Genomic DNA, 20,135 nt, shown 5'->3' on the forward strand with positions numbered 1-20,135 from the left:
AAATCGAGGGGCGAAGCAGCATGGGCAGAATACTTCTGGCATCAAGTGCGATGCCTGCCCTGCGTTCGTTGCTCAGTACGTTACCACCGCATCATGTCCTGCATTCCGGCTTGCGCATCGCCTATATTCCCACGGCTGACAAACGGGGAATCTCTCGTTATGCGCGACCGTTGATTCGTCACATGCTGCGTTCCGCTGGGTTTCGCGTGCACATGCTTGAGGTTGCCGGTGCCAGCTATGAGGAGATTCGCTATATCCTTTCGACCTGCGACATCATCTGGGTGGGCGGCGGCAACACCTTCTTCCTGCTGCATGAGTTGAAGCGTTCGGGGGCTGCCGACCTCATCGTCGAACAGGTGGCTGCAGGCAAGACCTACGTCGGGGTTTCCGCCGGAGCCGTTGTCGCCGGGCCTGACATTGATTACATTGACAAAATGGATGAGCGAAGCGCGGCGCCTTCGCTGAAGGACGTCGCCGGCCTCAATCTGGTTGATTTCCGTGTGGTCCCGCATCTCGACAACCCGGTCATGGGCCGTGCCGCCCGAGCCATCGCCGCCGCCGAGCGTGAGGAAGGCCATCTCATCCACACACTGGGAGACGCCTGGACTCTCGTGGTCAAAGGCAAAAACGTTCGTACCCATTTTCATCACTCGTTGCGTCGTCATTCTCTGTGAAGCGTCGGGTTCGTTGTGGAGTCTGGCGATTATTGGTTTGTCCATTTTCCTATGCTCTGGCATTCCACGATTGTGGCAATCATTCGATTTCGTTTTGCCCATATGCGATGGGTACGGTGTGAAGCCGCCTCAACAGACAAAACAAATAGGGCATCCGGCATTTTGCTCTGCCGGATGCCCTATTTTGTTGGGCGGATGGAAGTGCCTAATGCCTTGTGGCTTAGGCCTCTGCCCCTTGGTGTTCCTTTGACAGGTCAGACGGGGAGACGTCCACCTCATCCAGCGGAATGAGACGGGTGTGGTTCTTGATCTTGTAGCCGAGGTAAAGAATGAGCACCAGCGGCAGGCCGATGTAGGTGATGCCGATCTGCTGCCAGTCCCAATGGATGAACGCGTCGATGTTCTGGCCGCCGATGACGATGATGCATAGGATGAGCGCGAGGATTGGGCCCAGCGGGAAGAGCTTGGCGTGGTACTTGAGTTCCGAGACCTTGTGGCCCTGACGGATGAAGGCACGGCGGAAGCGGAAGTGGCTGATGGCGATGCCGACCCAGGCGATGAAACCGGTCAGACCCGAGGCGGCGACCAGCCACATGTAGATCTTCTCGCCGAAAATGGAGGAACCGAACGTGGCCAGGGAGATGAAGGTGGTCACGATCAGCGAGGCCATGGGGATGCCGTGTTTGGTGGTGCGTCTGAAAACCTTTGGGGCGTAGCCTTCTTCAGCCAGTGAGTAAAGCATGCGGGTGGAGGCGTACATGCCGGAGTTGGCGGAAGAAAGCACCGCTGTGAGCACGATGACATTCATCACGCTCGCAGCGGCCGCGAGACCGGCCCTCTTGAAAACCAACGTGAACGGTGACATCGCGATATCGCCGTTGGCAGCCGAAAGCAGGTTTGTGCTGGTGTAGGGGATGATCGCCGCGATGACGAAAATGGAGAGCATATAGAAGATCAGCAGACGCCAGAAAACGCTGCGGATGGCCTTCGGTACGGCGTGCTCCGGATCCTCGGATTCGCCTGCGGTCACGCCGATGAGCTCGGTGCCTTGGAAGGAGAAGCCGGCGATGAGGAAGACGCTTAAGATCGCCGGGAATCCGCCGACAAACGGGGCGTCCTTATAAGTGAAATTGCTCAGGCCGATCGCCGGATGGAACATGATGCCGAAGATCATGCAGAAGCCGAGAATGAGGAAAACGATGACGGTGACCACTTTGATCAGAGAAAGCCAGTATTCCGTCTCGCCGAATGCCGAGACCGTCAGCGCGTTGATCAGGAAGATGACCGCCAGCACCAGCATGCTCCAGATCCAGCCGGGGGTGTGCGGCAGCCAGTACTGGATGAGCAAGGCGGCGGTGGAAATGTCGACGGCGACGGTGATGGCCCAGTTGAACCAATAGTTCCAGCCCATCGCGAAGCCGAGCGCCGGGTCAACATATTTGGCGTTATAAGTGGCGAAGGAGCCCGAGACTGGTTGATTGGTGGCCAGCTCGCCGAGGCTGGTCATCAGGAAGTAGACCATGATGCCCATGGCGATATAGGCCACAAGTCCGCCGCCGGGGCCGGCCTTGGAGATGGTGGAGCCCGAGGTCATGAACAGGCCTGTGCCGATGCACCCGCCGAGGGCGATCATCGAGACGTGTCGGGTCTTGAGGTTGCGCTGCACGCCGTTTGTCTGCTTAGATTTGTCTTTGCCCTCGATGGGCGGGATGGGGTGTACGGCGGCGGTTTTGGCATCAGGTGTGTATGGCCTGTCCTTTGCCGTTGTTCCTGACGGCTGGCTTGATATCCGTGTCGGTGCCGTTGTGCTGTCCGTGTGTCCGGTATGGCCGGTTCCTGCCGGCATGCTGTTTCCTTCCGATAGGGAAGAAGCCTACAGATGGTGGGATTGCCGTTTACGTTCTTGGCCGGATGAGTCACGGGAAAGCCCACGCCTCATCGCGAAAAAGCCTCACAAACGATTCCCATCGATAGCGCTCCGCGGCGTTGACCGCGACAGTCCTGGATTTCTTGAACCCAGGCCCAACTTCCTGCCGCGGAGGCGACCGGAAATTTCGGCTGAACTCCCTTTTGCCGGCCTTCGCGGGCACCGCCGTGCCTCTGGTCGGTTACTGATGGGTTCAGCGACCTCTTCTGTGATTGATAACAAGAGCGACTATAGGGGATTTTCACGACAAATGATGAGATTGTCCACTGATAACCACCATGATGTCGTATTTGGTTCATTGATTTGTTTCCTTGTTCATCGGTTGATTACAGATTTCGTACGATTCCGATGAACAGTGGGACTCCGTCAGGCGTGTCATATTCATAGACGAACGGATGGTCAACAATGAATGATTCAGATTTATCTATTCCTGGATTTGGCGCGGTGGCCATCGTCTCGATTTTGGTGTACGCGGCAGCTTTGACACCGGTTTCGCTCACGTCAATGCTGGTGCCTTGGATGATTTGACCGATGTAGAGGGAATCTTTGTTGGTCATTTTGGAAAAATTCGCGCGTGATGGGTTGAAAGCGGAACGAATGCCGAGCTTTTTTAAAATTGGTATTGAATCCTCGAACGTATTGGCTATCTTAAACTTCGGAAGACTGAGATTGACTTTGGTTGGTTCGCTTTTCGCGTTGAACATGGCGCGTAGCGAGTCGGTTTTTCCTGCTAGGTCGTTTGCCGCTGTTTTTTGGTCGGGCAGCACGATTTTCAGTTTGGATCCGTCGTCGAATGCTTTGTCGAGGCGCCTGAACCCTTTGCCTCTGGCCATATCCATCGTTCCGCTCTGGCTCATCATGGAGACCTTCGAGTCTCCTTTCTCTGCGTGGAACGGTTGGTCGGATGTGTCGTCCGCGTCGAATGGGTCTTGCCATTTCCCGTTTGCATACACGGTGTTGAGGAGCGTCAGGATTGCGTCGTCAGGAGCGAAATTAGGCTTGAGGATCCCGTGAGTTTTCCTATCCACCCATGAGCTCATTTGCTTAGAGGCATCGTCTGAGAACGTTGTCATTTGAGCGTCGAAGCTATGTTTCATGTCCTTCTTGAAATCCTCGTCGAGGGGATGTCCTTTCTGAATCCATATCGAATTGTCGGTCTGCATCTTTGATTTGCTATGACGTCTGCCGTTGATGGAGAGCATCAGTGAATGATAATCGTCTGTGTTGGGCTGTTTATCGTCGTTGAGGGCAGTCTGCATTTCGTTTTTCGTAGTGCCGGCAGCTCCTTGTTCGGCCATGGAAAGTGCCGTCCACATCGAAGCGGGGGAATAATTGGTGTTGCCTTTGTCGTCAGACAAGTCTCGGCTGGAAAGAAAAAGTGAAGAGCTGCTGTACGCAAATTGTTGGACGCTGGCTTTGGCGGTTTTACTCGGTGGCGTTGCTTTGGGGTGGAGGATTAGCGTCCATGTCCCGTATGCTGCTGCGATGAGGAGAGCCACAATGATGCACACGCTCACTATTCGGGTCGTGATGCGTGAAAATCGGTGTCGGCGTTGTGATCTTATACCTTCTGGTCCGTATGAGGTTGAGAGAGAATCCGTTGATTCGAGGGTCTGTTGTGCGTCGGGGCTTTTCTTGACGTGATGTTTCATTGTGTTGTGTCCTCCCCGTCGGGAATGCCGTGTTTTCTCATCTGCATCCTTCTGTCATCGGTGATGCTGCCCTTGCTCGCCGATAACGATTGCTCCCTATTTTAATAGGTATCGTTTCGATCTGATAGTCCAATTCCCTGTGTCGAGTCTCCGAATAAACGACATCGAGGCTGTTTTGATTGATTCATCTGCCGCCATTGGAGATCATTGTCGATGTGAGACGTGATGGCACTGTCAATGTTCTGCTTTGCTAAGGCAACTGAATGGTTTGAGATGCCGGTGATCTGTCATCATTTTGATTCGCATCTGAGATTGTTTATTGCGATTTTCGAGAAGTGTATAAGGGGTATGATTTCTGCCCTTGGAGCGTGGAGCTAATTTTGGCAAACTGGGCGTTTGCGTACTGTGCGGAGCGAATCGCTTTCGTCCGGTTCGCCGGTAGACTTGAGGTATGTCTTTAACTATCGGAATCGTCGGTCTGCCCAACGTCGGCAAGTCCACCATGTTCAATGCTTTGACCCGCAACAACGTGCTTGCGGAGAACTACCCGTTCGCCACCATCGAGCCCAACACCGGCATCGTGCCGCTGCCGGACAAGCGGCTGCCAGTGCTCGCCGAGCTGGTGGGCACCGAGAAGATCGTGCCTGCCACCGTCACTTTCGTCGACATCGCCGGCATCGTCAAGGGCGCCTCCGAAGGCGAGGGCCTGGGCAACAAGTTCCTGGCCAACATCCGCGAGGCCGATGCGATCTGTGAGGTCGTGCGCGCCTTCGAGGATGACGATATCGTCCATGTCAACGGCAAGGTCGACCCCTCCGACGACATCGACACCATCAACACCGAACTCATGCTCGCCGATCTGCAGACCATCGAGAACGCGCTGCCGAAGCTCGAGAAGGAGCTGCGCGGCAAGAAGGTCACGCAGGAATACCTGGACGCGGTCAAGAAGGCGCAGTCGATTCTCGAGGCGGGGGAGACCATCGATCACGCCGCATCCGCCGGCAAGATCGACAAGGCCGACATCTACGACCTGCATCTGATGACTGCCAAGCCGTTCATCTACGTTTTCAACGTCGACGATACGGAGCTTGGTGACAAGGACTTCCAGAAGCGGCTTGCTGATTCCGTGGCGCCCGCGCAGTCGATTTTCCTGAACGCCCAGTTCGAGTCCGACCTGACCGATCTTGACGAGGCCGATGCCCGCGAGATGCTCGCCGATGCAGGGCTCAAGGAATCCGGCCTCGACCAGCTGGCACGCGTGGGCTTCGATGTGCTTGGCCTGCAGACTTTCCTCACCGCTGGTGTCAAGGAGGTGCGCGCCTGGCAGATTCATCAGGGCTGGACCGCCCCGCAGGCCGCCGGCGTGATCCACAGCGATTTCGAGCGTGGCTTCATCAAGGCCGACATCGTCTCCTACGACGATTTCGTCGCCGCCAAGGGCAGCATGAACGAGATCAAGGAGGAAGGCAAGCTCCGTCAGGAGGGCCGAGACTACGTGATGCAGGACGGTGACATCGTAGACTTCAAATTCAACGTGTGAGCTTTCGCAAGACCCTAAGTGCGCCTTTTGAATAGCAAAAGGCGCACTTTCATATTCTGAGTATTCTGTGTTCTATATATTCATCTTGTTCGCCGAGTCTTGACTTCTTACAATGTGTGCAAGCCAAACGGTTTGATTCTGTGGGCGTAAATCGGTTTTGTGGCATGATAATGGTGATTGGGATTCATCAATAATGATGGATATTCAAACCTTTCGAAAGGAATCGATATGGCTGATCAGCGACGAGTGGTGATTTTGGGTGGGCATGGCAAGGTGGCGCTGCTCGCCGAGCCGAAACTCAAGGAAGCGGGCTTTAGCGTTGACGCGGTCATCCGCAATCCCGCGCAGTCCGATGATGTGCGGAAGGCTGGCGCGAATCCGGTGGTCTTCGATATGGAACATGCCAATGTCGACAGCTTTGCTGGTTTGTTCGAAGGCGCTGTCGCCGTCGTATTCTCGGCGGGTGCCGGCGGTGGGGATGACGTTCGTACCCATGCCGTGGATTATCAGGCCGCAGTTAATGCGATGGAGGCCGCCGAAAAGGCTGGCGTGCGCCGCTTTGTCATGGTTTCTTACGACACGGCTGATCGTGATCCGCAGGAGATGGGCTGGCCCGAGTCGTTCATCACCTATGCGCAGTCCAAGCATGACGCCGACGCCCATCTGCGTGATTCTTCGCTCGAATACGCGATTTTGGGTCCAGGCCTGCTGACCCTTGAACCGGAAACCGACAAGATCGTTTTGACCGATGACCGTACGATGATCGATGGCAAGCCGGCAACCAACGAGCAGCGCAAGACTTCGCGTGGCAACGTCGCGGCGGTCATCGCCCGCGTGCTTTCTGCGGACATCGCCAAGCGCAAGACCATCGATTTCTACGACGGCGACAAGCCGATTGACGAGGTTCTTGTCTGAGCCCCTAATCTTTTCGGCTCTATTATTATCGCTGCTTACAATGGAGTAAACGTTGGAAGCAGCGATTTTTTATGCAGTGTTGTATCTTAGACTACAAAGAGATGTTTGAATAGATAGGAAGGCCCACCGATGGAACAGAAACAATACGTATGCGAGAAATGCGGCTGCCAGCATTATACTTCCGACCAATTCCAAGCGACTGGTGGCGAATTCGCCAAGCTCTTTAACGTGCAGAACAAGAAGTTCATCACCGTCAGCTGCACGCAATGCGGCTATACCGAGCTCTATCGCGCCGAAACTGATGCCGGCATGAACATCCTCGATTTCCTGATGAGCTGACGGTTTCGACTTTTTCTGTTTGACATTCGTATCATGATTTCTTGATTGCGGTTATTGGTTGAAATACTTATCGAAAGTCTTGATTTCCTTATGAGGGAATCTTGAATTTTTCGCTAGTACCCGCTTGCTCTGTTGTTCCTGCCCTGTCTGCGCTACGCTGAGGCATAGAAGCCAAAGGAGCAGGACATGACGATTGCGTTGAAGCGGGTATATGAGGCGGCCGAAGACAGTGACGGCTATCGCGTGTTGGTCGACAGGCTTTGGCCGCGTGGTATTTCCAAGGTGAACGCGAAGCTCGATCTGTGGCTTAAAGAGATTGGACCCACCACCGAGCTGCGTAAATGGTTCGGCCACGATCCCGCCAAGTTCGATGAGTTTGCGGATAAGTATCGTAAGGAGCTGGAAGAGAATAAGGAAACGGTCGACAAGCTGGTTTCGATATGCCGCGAGCAGCCCAAGGTTACGTTGCTATACGGGGCGAAGGATTCGGAGGACAACCAAGCGGTGGTATTGAAAGACTATCTCGAAGGTTGATTTCCGTGATGGGTTTCTTGTCGATGCCGGTTACTGCTTAATGATGAAAGGTGATCGAACGTGTACCAGCGCGGATTTGGCTCCTAACGCCGTGATGTCATAAATTTCATCGAAAAATTCTGTATTTAGGCCGTGTGCAGCAGTTTGTATAGCGTATGATAAGAATTATGGCGACAGTGACGTTATCGATACCGAGGGCACACAAGCGTGAGCGTGCCATTTCCGACTACTTCAACATGTGGGTGACGCGTGATTTCGACAAGCTCGACGCGATTTTCGCTCCCGATTGTGTCTATGAGGAATCCGACGGGCACATCTATGAGAACCGCAACCAGATTCATCACTGGATTGAGGATTCAATGGAGCATCAGACCGTGACGACCTGGAAGATAGCTAATTTTACCCATGCTCGCGGGCGTGAGGGGCAGCCGTCGATCACCGTGTTCTGGACGTTCGCAGGTCAGGAGCGCGAGGGCGAATCCTATGATTTCGACGGGGTTTCGGTTGTCGAGTTTAACAGGCAGAACAAGATCAAGCGCTTCCGCGATTTTACGGCCAAGCGTCGCCGTGATTATCCGTACAAGGGCGAATAAAAGGTTACGTCCGAACGGCTTCAACGTTTTGGATACTTTGAGAACGGGTCATCGTGAACAACGATGGGCCCGTTTCTTTGTGCTCGAGGCGGATGGGTTTACAAAGAGGCCTGTAGTCACCAAGGTCAGCAAACCTCAAAAAGAGCGGTTTTGCATCCAATGGCGGTCATTTACTTGGCTAAAGATGAGCTTTGCAGAGTATCTGAAGAAATCATGCTGGTCATGACAAATAAGATTTTCAAAACTTGAGTCAAGGAGACTCAAGTTTTGTTCACTGCAGGTTAAAATTGGGAAGCAGGAGCCGGAATATCGGTTGGACTAAGTGACAAGATAAAGACTTGGAGCCGCAAGGTTCCGGAGCGTCTCGTCACCCGGTCGGTTCAGCTTCCGACCGCGGGCGTCACGGCTTGCCTCAAATACTTAGGAGTATTGATTATGGCTATGTTTCCGGCTTTGATGCATGATGCGTTCTCTGATATGTTCGACGATCCGTTCTTCACCGGTTGGGGAGATTCGAGCTCCCGCATGGGCAACCCGATTTCTTCGACCAACATGATGAAGACCGATGTTCGTGAGACCGACAAGGCCTACGACGTCTCCATCGATATGCCCGGCTTCAACAAGGACGACATCTCTCTTGAACTTCATGACGGCTATCTGACCGTCTCCGCCAAGCGCGATGAGAACCATGGCGAGAAGAACGATGAGGGCAAGTGGCTGCGTCGCGAACGTTACGTCGGCACCTGCTCGCGCAGCTTCTACGTCGGCGACGAGGTCAAGGATTCCGACGTGCACGCCAACTACAAGGACGGCACGCTGAGCCTCGAAATCGCCAAGGTGCAGCCACAGCCGAAGGTCGAGGCCAAGCACCAGATCGCCATCGAGGGCTGATTGGCCGATAGGTTGTTGTAACCGATAAATGTAGGCCGTTTGGTTGGGAACGCCAGCCAAACGGCCTTTCGTGTGCAAGTGGGGGATGAACCGTGGGCGCAATGAGCACGGTTGTGCTGTAAAGACGAGTCGTTTTTAGAGCAATCATTGCTTGCCTATGGCCAACTAACATATGTGCATGTATGCGCACATATGAGTGCGTTAAACGCGACGCCGGTTTGGTGTTATCGTCGTGTTTAACGTTATTTGTGCGCTGGGATGCAAGAAGTGCGACGCCGGGCGGGTCTTATCGTCGCCTTTGTTGCATATGCGTTATGGAATCCAATATACACGACACTTGGCCTGTTCAGACATGACGGCACTCGGCATCTGAGTTTGTTCCGCGCCTATATCTGCATGCATTACTTGGTGATTTTCTCGTACTCGGGCAGTCCCATGTAATTGAAATCGACGTGCCTGATGTTTTTGGAGCTGCCGGCTGCGACGTTCGCATACCAGAGTGGTATCACGGGCAGATCGCGCAATAGCGTTTCTTCGGCCTGCTGATAGGTCGAGATCGAGTTCGATAGCGAAGGCTGCGCGGCGGCCTTATCAATCAAGGAATCGAATTCCTGACTCTTGTAATCGCCATTGTTGAGGCCTTTCCCGTCGGCGGCCGAGGAGTCATAGGCTTGGACCAGGTAGCCTTCCGGATGCGGATAATCCGACTGAAGCCCCTGTGCGAACGCGGCGTTGATGGTCCGGTTGTGAATGGCCCCGCTGAATTCCTTCTGTGTGGGCAGCGCATAAGGTGTGGCGTCGATTCCCAGCGTGTTCTTGATGGAATTGACGATGGATTCCACCCAGGGTTTGAAACCGCTGTCGGCGCTGTAGGCCAGGCGGAATTGTCCGTCGAAGGGGGAGATGGCATCGGCCTTTTTCCAAAGTTCCTTGGCTTCTTTGGGGTTGTAGCCAATGACGTCGGAGCCGGCGAGTTTGTTGGTATAGCCCTCGATGGTCGGGGCGGTAAAATCCGTGGCCACTGTGGCGGTTCCATGTAATACCTTGGTCGCAATATCCTTGCGATCGATGGACAGCGAAATCGCCTCACGACGCAAACGACCTTCCTCCCCGCTGAAATGTTTGAGCTTCTGCGGAATAGTGAAGGATTTGAAGGCCGGGCCGGGTTTGATGTAAGGGGTCACGTCCTTGTCTGAGCGGAACGTGGTCAGCGCGGAGTTGGGAATGGTGTCGAGCACATCGAGATTGCCTCCTTCGAGATCCGAATATGCCGAATCGGCGTTGGTGTAGAGCTTGAAAGTAAGGCCTTGGTTGCTCGGTTTGCGAGGGCCCTTGTAGCTTTTGTTGGGGGTCATCCGTATCTCACGGTCATGGGTCCAGGACGCGAGTTTGTATGGGCCGTTACCGACGGGATGTTCCCCGAACGCCTTGATGTTGTTATAGGCGTTGGAAGGCATCGGCAGAAACGCCACGTCGCCCACTTTATAGCCGAATGATGAATCATGACCATTGATATCGACTTTGAGCGTGTTGTCGTCCACGGCGTGCAGCCCGGAAAGCTGAGCCTTGGGGTTGCCCTTTTCGTTTTGCAGGGCATCGTAGCCTGCGATGGTGGAGAAGATGGAGGCTCCCATCATCCCGTTGGCTGCGTTGGCCGCAAACGACCACGATTTGGCATAGGTCTCGGCCGTGATGCGCTCGCCGTTCGAGAAGGTGAGTCCAGGCTTCAACGCGATTGTATATTGGGAGGCATCGGCGTTGGGAGTGATTGATTGCGCACCGGCATTGACAACCTTCCCGTTCTTGCCGAAGGTGACCAGTCCTTCGAACAGTTGCGTGACGACCTTCCATCCGGCAGTGTCATCGGTGTCGGAGGGGATAAGCCCTGCGGCGGGTTCGACGTTGTTGACCACCACCGGTTGCCCCGAGCCGGAAGAGTGGTCGGTCTGCTCGGGGCTGCCGCTCGAAGCGCCGCAACCGGCCAGGACCATGGTGATGCTCAGAGTCAGAGCCAAGCCCATGATGGCGGTTTTAACGGTGTTTCGAGTGGACATATGGACGACCTTTTCTCGCTGGGGTTTTTACAGCTTTGAGTTGTGTATTATCAACCATATCGGCTTCATCCCTGTTAGCGAAGTGTTTCTGGCGTAACTTTTGCGGATAGGTGAACGTGAGATTATCGGCGTTGTTTATGACAGTCTATCAAACTTTGATAGACGTTACCGGCCGGGATAGCGGAATAATTTTTTGCTTTTTACAAATATCGCCGGGTTCGGTTCGGTTGCGATTTACGTTTCCGCCTGGCCGCTGAACATGGGATTATGATTGATGGCAGTATTTATTATGAGGTCCATGTAGGGAATTGAGGTGGGCATATGGGTATGCCATTGGATTTGTATGTGATTCGGCACGGGGAGTCGGAGGCGAACGTCATCGTCAAGGCTGGGGAGCACGGCGACAATTCCCTGTTTACGCAGGACAATGTCACCGTGCCGGACCGTTCATGGAGGCTCACGGCGACGGGACGCAAGCAGGCCTATTGCATTGGCCGCTGGCTGGTCGAGCAGCAGCAGCTCTTCGACCGCTATCTGGTCTCGCCTTATGTTCGTACCCGCGAGACCGCGGCGACTATGGCGTTGCCCAAGGCCAAGTGGGAGGAGACCCGCGTCTTGCGTGAGCGTTCGTGGGGTGAGATCAGCACCGTGACCCAGGACGTGTTCAAGAACAACTACGAGCGCAACTGGATGTTCAAGAAAACCGACCCGCTCTACTGGCGTCCGCCGGCCGGTGAGTCCATTGCCGACGTGGCCGAGAACCGTGCGCATAATCTGCTCACGTCACTGAACCGCCGTGCCGAAGCCCAGTCCGTCATCGCGGTCACCCACGGTGATTTCATGCTTTCGCTGATGCTGACGCTCGAGGACCTTTCCGACGAGGAGTTTCTGCGCCGCGCCGACAGCGACAGCTGGAAGATCACCAACTGCACTTGCCTGCACTATTCGCGCCGGGACCCCAACACCGGGCGCACCGACGAACGCATCCGTTTCGAACAGACCGCCCGCCCTGTCTACGACAAGGACACCGGCCGTTGGACGATTAAGGTCGACCCGTGGCGCGAGTTCCAGCGTCCCTTCCTCTCCAATGGCGACCTCGTAGACGTCGTCCAGTCCGTTACTCCGCATCTGTGAGAAAACCGACACGCCGAAGTCAAAGGGGCCGCTATAATATCCAACGGCGCGCGACGAAATCAAGGTCGCGCGGTGAATCCCCTATTTTCAATTAGTGGCGGAAGTATGCCCAAAAGGAGAGTCAAGGATGAGCAACATGTTCACCTGGAAACTGCACGGTGATGGCAAGACGTTAAATCCCGGAGAAGTGGTCGACCCCGACGAGCGCATGACATGGGGCCGAACGGCGGGCATTGGTGCCCAGCACGTCATCGCGATGTTCGGTGCGACGTTCCTCGTTCCGATTCTGACGGGCTTCGATCCGTCCACTACGTTGTTCTTCACGGCGATGTCGACGGCGTTGTTCCTGTTGATTAATAAAAATGAGCTACCCAGTTATTTGGGTAGCTCATTTGGTTTTATAGCCCCGATCGTCGCGGTCACCACCGCACACAAGGGCATTGCCGTGGCCAGCTTCGGCATCATGGTCACCGGCATGCTGCTCGCGCTCATCGGCATCCTGGTGCACTTCGCCGGCGCCAAGTGGATCGACATCATCATGCCCCCGGTGGTCAATGGCGCCATCGTCGCCATCATCGGTTTCAACCTCGCGCCATCGGTCTGGAACAACTTCCAGAAGGCCCCCGACACCGCTGCGGTCACGCTGGTCGCCGTCCTGCTCATCGCGGTGCTCTTCAAGGGCCTGCTCGGCCGCCTCAACATCCTGCTTGGTGTATTGGTTGGCTACGCCTACGCCTGCTTCCGTGGCCAGGTCGATTTCGCTGCGGTCGGCAAGGCTGCATGGATCGGCTTCCCGCACTTCTACCTTCCGCAGGTTGACTTCTCCGTCCTGCCGATGTTCATCCCGGTGGTCATGGTCCTGATCGCCGAAAACGTCGGCCATGTCAAGTCGGTCGCGCAGATGACCGGCCGCAACTATGACGACCACATCGGCACCGCTCTCTTCGCCGACGGTCTTGGGACCACCATCGCCGGCTTTGGCGGCGGTTCCGGCACCACCACCTACGGTGAGAATATCGGCGTGATGGCCGCCACCCGCGTCTATTCCACCGCCGCCTACTGGTGTGCCGCCGCTTTCGCCCTGATCCTGAGTCTCTGCCCGAAGTTCGGTGCCATCATCAACACGATTCCCGCCGGCGTCTTGGGCGGCGTGACCACCCTGCTCTACGGCATGATCGGCATGGTCGGCGTGCGCATCTGGGTCGACAACCACGTCGATTTCGGCAAGCCGCTCAACAACATGACTGCCGCGGTGACGATGATCATCGGCATCGCCGACTTTGGCTTCGCCATCAGCGGGGTCAAGTTCAACGGCATCGCCATCGGCACCGTCGCGGTGCTCGTCATGTACCACGGCCTGCGCGCCATCGGCCGCGCTACCGGAGCTATCGCCAAGGATGGCACCGAGTGATGCGGCGGTAATCGCTGACACATCAAATGCTCGGCTTGCCCTCGTAAGGCAACGATAATGCCGGATTGACAGACATTCTGTCATCCGGCATTATTCAATCAAGAACGTCATGCGGCGCCTGGCAAGGCAAATACTGACATCCTGTTGATTGCTCAGCCGTATGTTTTAAAGTAAGAGCAGTACCAAAAGGAGAATCGTCGTGAGCACACACATCATCGTCATGGGCGTTTCGGGATGCGGGAAAACCACCGTGGCTCAAGCCCTCGCGGACAAATTCGGTTTCGAAATGGCGGAGGGTGACGATTTCCATCCCAAGGCCAATGTCGAGAAAATGAGCCATGGCATCCCGCTGGACGATGATGACCGTTGGCCATGGCTCAAGACCATCAATCAGTGGATGTGCGACAAGGACGCCAAAAATGTGTCGACGGTGGTTTCCTGTTCCGCTTTGAAACGGGCTTATCGTGATGTGCTGCGTCAAAATCTCGACGTACTGTTCATTCATTTGGTGGGTTCCGAGGAACTGATCGGTTCAAGGATGAAACGGCGCAAGGGCCATTACATGCCGGTTTCGCTGCTTCCGAGCCAGTTCGCCGATCTTGAGCCTTTGCAGCCCGATGAAACAGGTTGCGATATTGATATTTCCGGAAGCCCCCGGCAAGTCGAGGAAAGCGCGCTTCAGGTTGCCGAAAAATATATTGCCACTGAACAAATGTAATTGATTTCAGAGGGTCTGATGGCCCTTGCGGATCAGGCTATCGATGATGCCGATGACGATCCCGGCAGCGGCAGGAATGAGCCACGTCAGCTGGGTTTGATACAGCGGCAAATGGGCTAGTGCACCGCTTACTGTTGCCATGTGGAGCCCCAAGACGGCGAGCAGTTTGACGATGCAGTCGAAAATGGTGTAAACCGCGACCAGCAGCACCGTCCAGAAATAAACGCGCGGGAACTTGGACGTGAACGGCTTTTCGACGAGATTGAGCAGCACGAGCACGATGGCGATGGGGTAGAGCGCGCCGAGCACCGGCAACGAGACGGTGATGATGGCGCTCAGGCCCGCGTTCGAGACGATGAAACTGAAGACGGCAAAGAAGATACTCCAAGCCTGATATTTCACCGGGCGGCCGAAGACAGTGGGGAAGTTTTCCTCGAAATACGTCGCGCAGGTCGAGATGAGGCCTGTGCAGACATTGAAACAGGCGAGCACGAAGATGAGACCGACGAAGGCGGTACCGATGGAGCCGAAGGCCGAGGTGGTGAGGTTGGTCAACACGGTGGCGCCGGTGTCGTTCTTGCCGTTGGCGGATTTGATGGTTCCGCTCACCGTGCCGATGAAGGAAAGCGCCGCATAGATAATGATGAGCAGGATACCCGCGCCGGTGCCAGCGATACCAGTTTCGCGGCGGTTCGCCTTGGTGTCAGAGACGCCGAATTCCGAGATGTTGGCGGAAATGACGATGCCGAAGTAGAGCGCGGCCAGAAGATCCATGGTCTGATAGCCGTTGATGAACCCGTAAATCAGCGAGCCGTGCGCAAAGTCGCCAGACGGCTTGCCCAGTGGGGCGTGGCTTATGAAGATGCAGGCGACGAACATGACCGCGATAAGCACCAACAAGAGCGGGCCCATGAAGCGTCCCAGCGATTTGGAGAGCTTTTCAGGGTGCTGGCTCAGGATGAACGACAACGTGAAGAAGACCAGTGAATAGATCAGCAAAGCCACGCGGTTGTTTTCGCCGGCGAACGGGGTGACGGCCATCTCGTAGGATGTTGTGGCCGTGCGGGGAATGGCGAAGCAGGGGCCGATGGCCATGATGATGACGAAGGCCAAAACCGCAGCGAACTTGGGAGAGACGCGCGATGCAAGGTGTTCGAAGCCTCCCGCTGAGGCTACAGCAAGCACACCCAGAATCGGCAGACCTACAGCCGAAACGATAAAACCGATGGTGGCCGGCAATGCGGCGGATTGCGCCTGTGCGCCCATAAGCGGCGGGAAGATGAGGTTGCCGGCTCCGAAAAACATGGAGAAGAAGGTGAAGGCAATGACCAGACGGTGTTTGCCCGACAGTCTTGTCGATTCCGGTTTGGGATTCATCTGTTGCGGGCTGCCGTCTGCTTGTGGCCGGGCGGTTTCTCTCGCTGTTTGGGACATACTGGCTCCTGGGTATTTTGTACTGCAAAATATCGTTGCATGATCTATGCTGGCGACTCTCACTAATATAACATGCGACGATTGGATACGGGATGTTGGATTTCTGGGTAATTTTGATACTGTTTTGTCGGTGATGGGCTTCCGGGTGCTTCCGTTTTTCCGTCGTCGGAAACATGACGTTTTCCCGTCAATTTCCGTGTGGATTGGATTGCGGGCGGTAGTGATGCAGCTGGTTTTATCTAAATTTTGTTGACGGGAAGAATTATTGATTTTGATGGATAAATACCATTGCGTACAAAGGTAATCCGCCCAAAAGTGACGGGCGACACCTTTCGGTACGATTGAGGCATGTCCTTCTTTGACTTTTTCGGCGGGTTCCCGGATCCGCGCAATGGCTCCAACCGTTACCGCCAGCAAGACGATGACGATGACTCGACGATTCTGCACGTTCAGACCGACGGGGACGACGATGCCGATAACGGTCATCGACATCAAAATTTCTCGGCGAGTGATTTCTGGCCGCCGCGCAACGGCAACCCTCGCCTGACCCGCCATCCAAGCCCCAAGCCCCGAGGGCAGGGCGCCTCCAAGGGAACGAAGGTCTTCATCGGCGCGGTTGTGGTCGTGGTGCTGATTCTCGCCCTGCTTTTCGGCCTTGACCATTTCGTCACCGACCTCATGTGGTTTGGGCAGCTCGGATTCCAATCGGTGGTATGGACACAGCTTTGGACGAAGGTCGGCCTGTGGGTCGCGTTCGCGGTGTTGATGGCGTTGGTGAGCTATTTCGCCGCCACCATGGCCATTCGCAAGCGCCCGGATTCCGCTGACGGTTCCAAGATTCGTGTCAAAGGCGACGTCGTCGAGGTAGGCAAGTCAGTCAGCTCGAAGACGGCCAGGCGTGTGGCGGTCGTCGTCTCCCTCATCGTCGGCCTGATTTTCGGTTCCCAGTTCAACTCGAACTGGTCCGAGGTTCTCTTGATGTTCCACGCCCAGCCATTCGGCGTGCGCGACCCGCAGTTCGGCATCGACAACGGCTTCTATGTCTTCATCCTTCCTGGCGTGAATCTCATGCTTTCCGCTTTGCGAATGCTGCTCTTCTTCGGCCTGCTCTTCTCTATAGTCACCCACTTTGCCATGGGCGGCATCCGCATCACCATGCCGGTCGACGGCCACGGCATCATGACCATGACCAAGTACGCTCGTCGCCAGATCAGTGTCTGGTTCATCCTCAATATGCTAGCCTGGTCCGTCCGTCAGGTCATCGGCGTGTTCAATACACTTACCCAGACGGGTGACCGTTTCACCGGCGCTGATTACACCACGGTGCATGCCAATGTTCCCGTCGCCTTTATCCTCGCCGGTCTGACCGCGATTCTTGGCCTTTTGCTGGGCATCTGGCTCATGCGTTCCCATTCCTTTGACGGCCCGGCCTCGCCGGATGTCCGCGTGGTCGCCGCCGTCAAGGCGTGGCGTGTGCCGATGATCGCCGTCGCCGCCGTCGTGGTGGTGGCCATCGTGCTCGGCATGCTCTGGCCGATGCTCCTGCAGCGTTTCAAGGTCAGCCCGAACGAGCAGGAAATGGAATCGTCTTATATCGCCCGCAATATCAAGGCGACCCAACAGGGCTATGGCCTCGACAAGGTCAAGGTCGGCGGTTACAACGCCACCACTCACGGCCAGTCCGGTGCGCTCGCCAGCGACCCGGAGACCACCGCGCAGATCCGTCTGCTCGACCCGGAGGTCATCTCCCCGACATTCAAGCAGCTGCAGCAGTCCAAGCAGTATTATATGTTCGCGGATTCGCTGGCGGTCGATAAATACGACATCGACGGCAAGAGCCAGGACACTGTCATCGCAGCCCGCGAGCTCAACGTCAACGGCAACGACAACCGCAACTGGGTCAATGACCACACCGTATTCACGCACGGCTATGGCGTTGTCGCCGCTTACGGCAACAAGGTGACCAGTGATGGCAATCCCGAGTTCTTCGAATCCGGCATTCCCACCCAGGGCAAGCTGACGAAGTCGCAGCACTATGAGCCGCGCATCTACTTCTCGCCGAACTCGCCGGATTATTCCATTGTCGGCTCGCCTAAGGGTAGCAAGCCTTGGGAATTCGATTATCCGCAGGGTTCCACCGGCGCCTCCAACACCTTTGAAGGCAATGGCGGCCCGAAGGTCAACAACATGTTGACCCGTTTGCTCTACGCCATCCGTTTCGGCAGCGACCAGATCTTCTTCTCCGACCGTGTCACCTCCGATTCGCAGATTCTCTATGACCGTAGCCCGCGCGACCGCGTGGCCAAGGTAGCACCTTATCTGACCCTCGATGGACGTGTCTATCCGGCGGTGGTCAACGGACGGGTGAAATGGATTGTTGACGGCTATACGACTTCGGCCGCCTATCCGTATTCGCAAATGACCGATCTCGGCGTGGCCACACAGGATTCGACCACGATTACCTCCAAGACCGTGCAAGGGCTCAATGCGCAGCCCGCCAACTACATCCGCAACTCGGTGAAGGCCACAGTGGACGCCTACGACGGTTCGGTCGATCTCTATACTTGGGATACGAAGGATCCGGTCATCAAGGCATGGCAGAAGATATTCCCGGGCCAGTACCATCCGATTTCGGATATTTCCGGCCAGCTGATGAGCCATCTGCGCTACCCGGAAAGCCTTTTCAAAGTCCAGCGCCAGCTTTTGGCCAAGTACCATGTCACCAGCCCCGGCCAGTTCTTCTCGGGCGAGGACTTCTGGCAGACCCCTGTCGACCCAACCGAAGCCAAGGATGCGCAGCAACGCGACGTACTGCAGCCGCCGTACTATCTGACTCTGAAGACAGGCGGATCGAAACGACCGCTCTTCTCGCTGACCTCCACCTACATCCCGGCAGGTGCCTCCACGCGTGAGATTTTGACTGGCTTCCTCTCCGTTGATTCCGACGCCGGGAACACCAAGGGCAAGATAGGGCCGAATTACGGTACCATACGACTGCAGGAGTTACCGAAGGATGCCAACGTGCCGGGGCCCGGGCAGGCGCAGAACAACTTCAATTCCAACGCCGATGTTTCCAAGGAACTTAACCTTCTGGAACAGGGCTCCACCAAGGTCAGACGCGGCAATCTGCTGACCCTGCCATTGGGCGGCGGCCTGGTCTACGTCGAGCCGGTTTACGTGCAGTCCAACGGTCCGACCAGCTTCCCGCTTCTGAAAAAGGTCCTGGTTGCCTTCGGCGATCAGGTCGGTTTCGCCGATACGTTGGACGAAGCGCTTGACCAGGTCTTCGGCGGTGATTCCGGCGCTTCAGCGGGTGATGCCGAAAACAAGGGCGGTGGTGCGGCCACGGCCGGCGGCGATTCGTCCTCTTCCGAGGCTCAAGGCGACAACACAGGCAAGACCAATGGCAAGAACGGAACATCCGGTTCTTCCGGTGCGGCCGCCAGCAGCCCGGACCTGAAGGATGCCTTGAACAAGGCCGGCCAGGCCATGAAAGATTCCGACGCCGCCATGAAGAAGGGCGACTGGACGGCTTACGGCAAGGCACAGCAGGAGCTCAACGACCAGCTGAACCGTGCGTTGCAGCTGGAGGGCCAGCAGTAAGCCGGTAAAACCGACAAGCCACGATAACGGCGTTATACGAACGGTGATGTTTCATTTGCTGTTCATATAACGCCGTTATCATATGTGAACAGTGGATTTTCGGATAGGCTTTGATGGTACAGTTTCAGACACATCTAAGCTGTATTTCTTCCGAATAAGTTTGAACGGTTTGTAATAGGGGTGATCATGATTCGAGCGGCATTGGATGGCGATCTGCAGGCAATCACCGATATCTACAATGAGGCGGTTGTCGCCGGCGGTTCCACGGCGGATCTCACACCCCGCACCCTCGAACAGCGCCGTGAATGGGTGTCCGAGCATGAGCCGCGTTATGATTTTCCCGTGGTTGTCTCGGAAGACGAAGACGGGAAAGTGGTTGGTTTTGGTTCGTTGTCGCGTTTCCATCCTCGAGCCGGCTACGACGGTGTCGTGGAATTGAGTTATTACATCGCCGATGCTGCTCAGCATCAAGGATATGGCACCCAAATAGTTTCTTGGCTGCTCGATAAGGCCAAGGAACTTGGCGATCGCAAGGCCGTTTCCCTGATTTTCGCCAGCAACGCCGGTTCCATTGCCTTGATGAAGCATTTCGGTTTTACCCGCTATGGTTTCCTGCCTAATGCTTGCTGGAACGGCCACGGCTATCTCGACATGTCGTATTGGTACCTTGATCTGTGATTTTGTGGATTGATTATTCCTGTTCGGTGTGTTCGTCG

At 55.6% G+C, this 20,135-nt stretch carries 16 protein-coding genes and 1 riboswitch; of the genes, 12 read left to right on the forward strand and 4 right to left on the reverse strand.

Annotated elements, in window-relative coordinates:
- The first annotated feature begins 20 nt into the window (after positions 1-20).
- Positions 21-674, forward strand: a complete 654-nt coding sequence (locus tag PT279_RS07400) for a Type 1 glutamine amidotransferase-like domain-containing protein (protein WP_277166779.1) — start codon at positions 21-23, stop codon at positions 672-674.
- Positions 675-894: 220 nt separating this feature from the next.
- Here PT279_RS07400 and PT279_RS07405 read toward each other — a convergent pair whose 3' ends face one another.
- Both PT279_RS07405 and PT279_RS07410 read right to left on the reverse strand, forming a co-directional pair.
- Positions 895-2,520, reverse strand: coding sequence for an amino acid permease (locus tag PT279_RS07405; RefSeq protein ID WP_277166780.1), 1,626 nt, complete (start codon positions 2,518-2,520; stop codon positions 895-897).
- A gap of 117 nt (positions 2,521-2,637) precedes the next feature.
- A riboswitch (Lysine riboswitch) is annotated at positions 2,638-2,815 on the reverse strand.
- Between the two features lie 112 nt (positions 2,816-2,927).
- Positions 2,928-4,253 (reverse strand): serpin family protein, encoded by a 1,326-nt coding sequence (locus PT279_RS07410; RefSeq protein WP_277166781.1) that lies wholly within the window; start codon positions 4,251-4,253, stop codon positions 2,928-2,930.
- A 451-nt stretch (positions 4,254-4,704) separates the two neighbouring features.
- On the opposite strand from PT279_RS07410, the gene ychF reads away from it, so the two are divergent.
- The 6 genes from ychF to PT279_RS07440 all read left to right on the forward strand — a co-directional run bounded on the left by ychF (position 4,705) and on the right by PT279_RS07440 (position 9,065).
- A complete protein-coding gene (gene ychF, locus PT279_RS07415; protein ID WP_277166782.1) occupies positions 4,705-5,793 on the forward strand; it encodes a redox-regulated ATPase YchF in 1,089 nt (362 codons plus the stop codon).
- Between the two features lie 228 nt (positions 5,794-6,021).
- On the forward strand, positions 6,022-6,708 hold the full coding sequence (locus PT279_RS07420) for an SDR family oxidoreductase (RefSeq protein WP_277166783.1): 687 nt from the start codon (positions 6,022-6,024) through the stop codon (positions 6,706-6,708).
- A gap of 129 nt (positions 6,709-6,837) precedes the next feature.
- A complete protein-coding gene (locus PT279_RS07425) occupies positions 6,838-7,047 on the forward strand; it encodes a zinc ribbon domain-containing protein (protein WP_277166784.1) in 210 nt (69 codons plus the stop codon).
- 186 nt (positions 7,048-7,233) lie between these two features.
- On the forward strand, positions 7,234-7,581 hold the full coding sequence (locus PT279_RS07430) for a DUF488 domain-containing protein (protein ID WP_277166785.1): 348 nt from the start codon (positions 7,234-7,236) through the stop codon (positions 7,579-7,581).
- A gap of 167 nt (positions 7,582-7,748) precedes the next feature.
- Positions 7,749-8,174, forward strand: a complete 426-nt coding sequence (locus PT279_RS07435) for a nuclear transport factor 2 family protein (protein WP_277166787.1) — start codon at positions 7,749-7,751, stop codon at positions 8,172-8,174.
- A gap of 435 nt (positions 8,175-8,609) precedes the next feature.
- Positions 8,610-9,065, forward strand: coding sequence for an Hsp20/alpha crystallin family protein (locus tag PT279_RS07440; RefSeq protein WP_277166789.1), 456 nt, complete (start codon positions 8,610-8,612; stop codon positions 9,063-9,065).
- Between the two features lie 401 nt (positions 9,066-9,466).
- Here PT279_RS07440 and PT279_RS07445 read toward each other — a convergent pair whose 3' ends face one another.
- Positions 9,467-11,119, reverse strand: a complete 1,653-nt coding sequence (locus PT279_RS07445; RefSeq protein WP_277166790.1) for an ABC transporter substrate-binding protein — start codon at positions 11,117-11,119, stop codon at positions 9,467-9,469.
- A gap of 321 nt (positions 11,120-11,440) precedes the next feature.
- Here PT279_RS07445 and PT279_RS07450 point away from each other — a divergent pair, with 321 nt between their 5' ends.
- The 3 genes from PT279_RS07450 (at position 11,441) to PT279_RS07460 (ending at position 14,382) form a co-directional block, all read left to right on the forward strand.
- Positions 11,441-12,253, forward strand: coding sequence for a histidine phosphatase family protein (locus PT279_RS07450; RefSeq protein WP_277166791.1), 813 nt, complete (start codon positions 11,441-11,443; stop codon positions 12,251-12,253).
- Positions 12,254-12,380: 127 nt separating this feature from the next.
- Positions 12,381-13,664, forward strand: coding sequence for a solute carrier family 23 protein (locus PT279_RS07455; RefSeq protein WP_277166792.1), 1,284 nt, complete (start codon positions 12,381-12,383; stop codon positions 13,662-13,664).
- A 199-nt stretch (positions 13,665-13,863) separates the two neighbouring features.
- Positions 13,864-14,382, forward strand: coding sequence for a gluconokinase (locus PT279_RS07460; RefSeq protein WP_277166793.1), 519 nt, complete (start codon positions 13,864-13,866; stop codon positions 14,380-14,382).
- Between the two features lie 6 nt (positions 14,383-14,388).
- Here PT279_RS07460 and brnQ read toward each other — a convergent pair whose 3' ends face one another.
- Complete coding sequence (brnQ, locus tag PT279_RS07465) at positions 14,389-15,759, reverse strand: branched-chain amino acid transport system II carrier protein (RefSeq protein ID WP_277167054.1); 1,371 nt, start codon at positions 15,757-15,759, stop codon at positions 14,389-14,391.
- 405 nt (positions 15,760-16,164) lie between these two features.
- Between brnQ and PT279_RS07470 the strand changes: the two genes are divergently transcribed.
- Positions 16,165-19,419, forward strand: a complete 3,255-nt coding sequence (locus PT279_RS07470; protein WP_277166794.1) for a UPF0182 family protein — start codon at positions 16,165-16,167, stop codon at positions 19,417-19,419.
- Positions 19,420-19,605: 186 nt separating this feature from the next.
- Complete coding sequence (locus PT279_RS07475) at positions 19,606-20,097, forward strand: GNAT family N-acetyltransferase (protein WP_277166795.1); 492 nt, start codon at positions 19,606-19,608, stop codon at positions 20,095-20,097.
- Positions 20,098-20,135 lie beyond the last annotated feature (38 nt).

Origin of the sequence: Bifidobacterium sp. ESL0784 (assembly GCF_029433295.1) — a bacterium.
GTDB lineage: Bacteria > Actinomycetota > Actinomycetes > Actinomycetales > Bifidobacteriaceae > Bifidobacterium.

Bases quoted from the DNA above. Each gene is read 5' to 3' on its own strand.
- PT279_RS07440 (WP_277166789.1), top strand. From the start codon at position 8,610: ATGGCTATGTTTCCGGCTTTGATGCATGATGCGTTCTCTGATATGTTC.
- PT279_RS07470 (WP_277166794.1), top strand. From the start codon at position 16,165: ATGTCCTTCTTTGACTTTTTCGGCGGGTTCCCGGATCCGCGCAATGGC.
- PT279_RS07425 (WP_277166784.1), top strand. From the start codon at position 6,838: ATGGAACAGAAACAATACGTATGCGAGAAATGCGGCTGCCAGCATTAT.
- PT279_RS07420 (WP_277166783.1), top strand. From the start codon at position 6,022: ATGGCTGATCAGCGACGAGTGGTGATTTTGGGTGGGCATGGCAAGGTG.
- PT279_RS07450 (WP_277166791.1), top strand. From the start codon at position 11,441: ATGGGTATGCCATTGGATTTGTATGTGATTCGGCACGGGGAGTCGGAG.
- PT279_RS07430 (WP_277166785.1), top strand. From the start codon at position 7,234: ATGACGATTGCGTTGAAGCGGGTATATGAGGCGGCCGAAGACAGTGAC.
- PT279_RS07475 (WP_277166795.1), top strand. From the start codon at position 19,606: ATGATTCGAGCGGCATTGGATGGCGATCTGCAGGCAATCACCGATATC.
- brnQ (WP_277167054.1), bottom strand. From the start codon at position 15,759: ATGAATCCCAAACCGGAATCGACAAGACTGTCGGGCAAACACCGTCTG.
- PT279_RS07455 (WP_277166792.1), top strand. From the start codon at position 12,381: ATGAGCAACATGTTCACCTGGAAACTGCACGGTGATGGCAAGACGTTA.
- PT279_RS07445 (WP_277166790.1), bottom strand. From the start codon at position 11,119: ATGTCCACTCGAAACACCGTTAAAACCGCCATCATGGGCTTGGCTCTG.
- PT279_RS07435 (WP_277166787.1), top strand. From the start codon at position 7,749: ATGGCGACAGTGACGTTATCGATACCGAGGGCACACAAGCGTGAGCGT.
- ychF (WP_277166782.1), top strand. From the start codon at position 4,705: ATGTCTTTAACTATCGGAATCGTCGGTCTGCCCAACGTCGGCAAGTCC.
- PT279_RS07405 (WP_277166780.1), bottom strand. From the start codon at position 2,520: ATGCCGGCAGGAACCGGCCATACCGGACACACGGACAGCACAACGGCA.
- PT279_RS07400 (WP_277166779.1), top strand. From the start codon at position 21: ATGGGCAGAATACTTCTGGCATCAAGTGCGATGCCTGCCCTGCGTTCG.
- PT279_RS07410 (WP_277166781.1), bottom strand. From the start codon at position 4,253: ATGAAACATCACGTCAAGAAAAGCCCCGACGCACAACAGACCCTCGAA.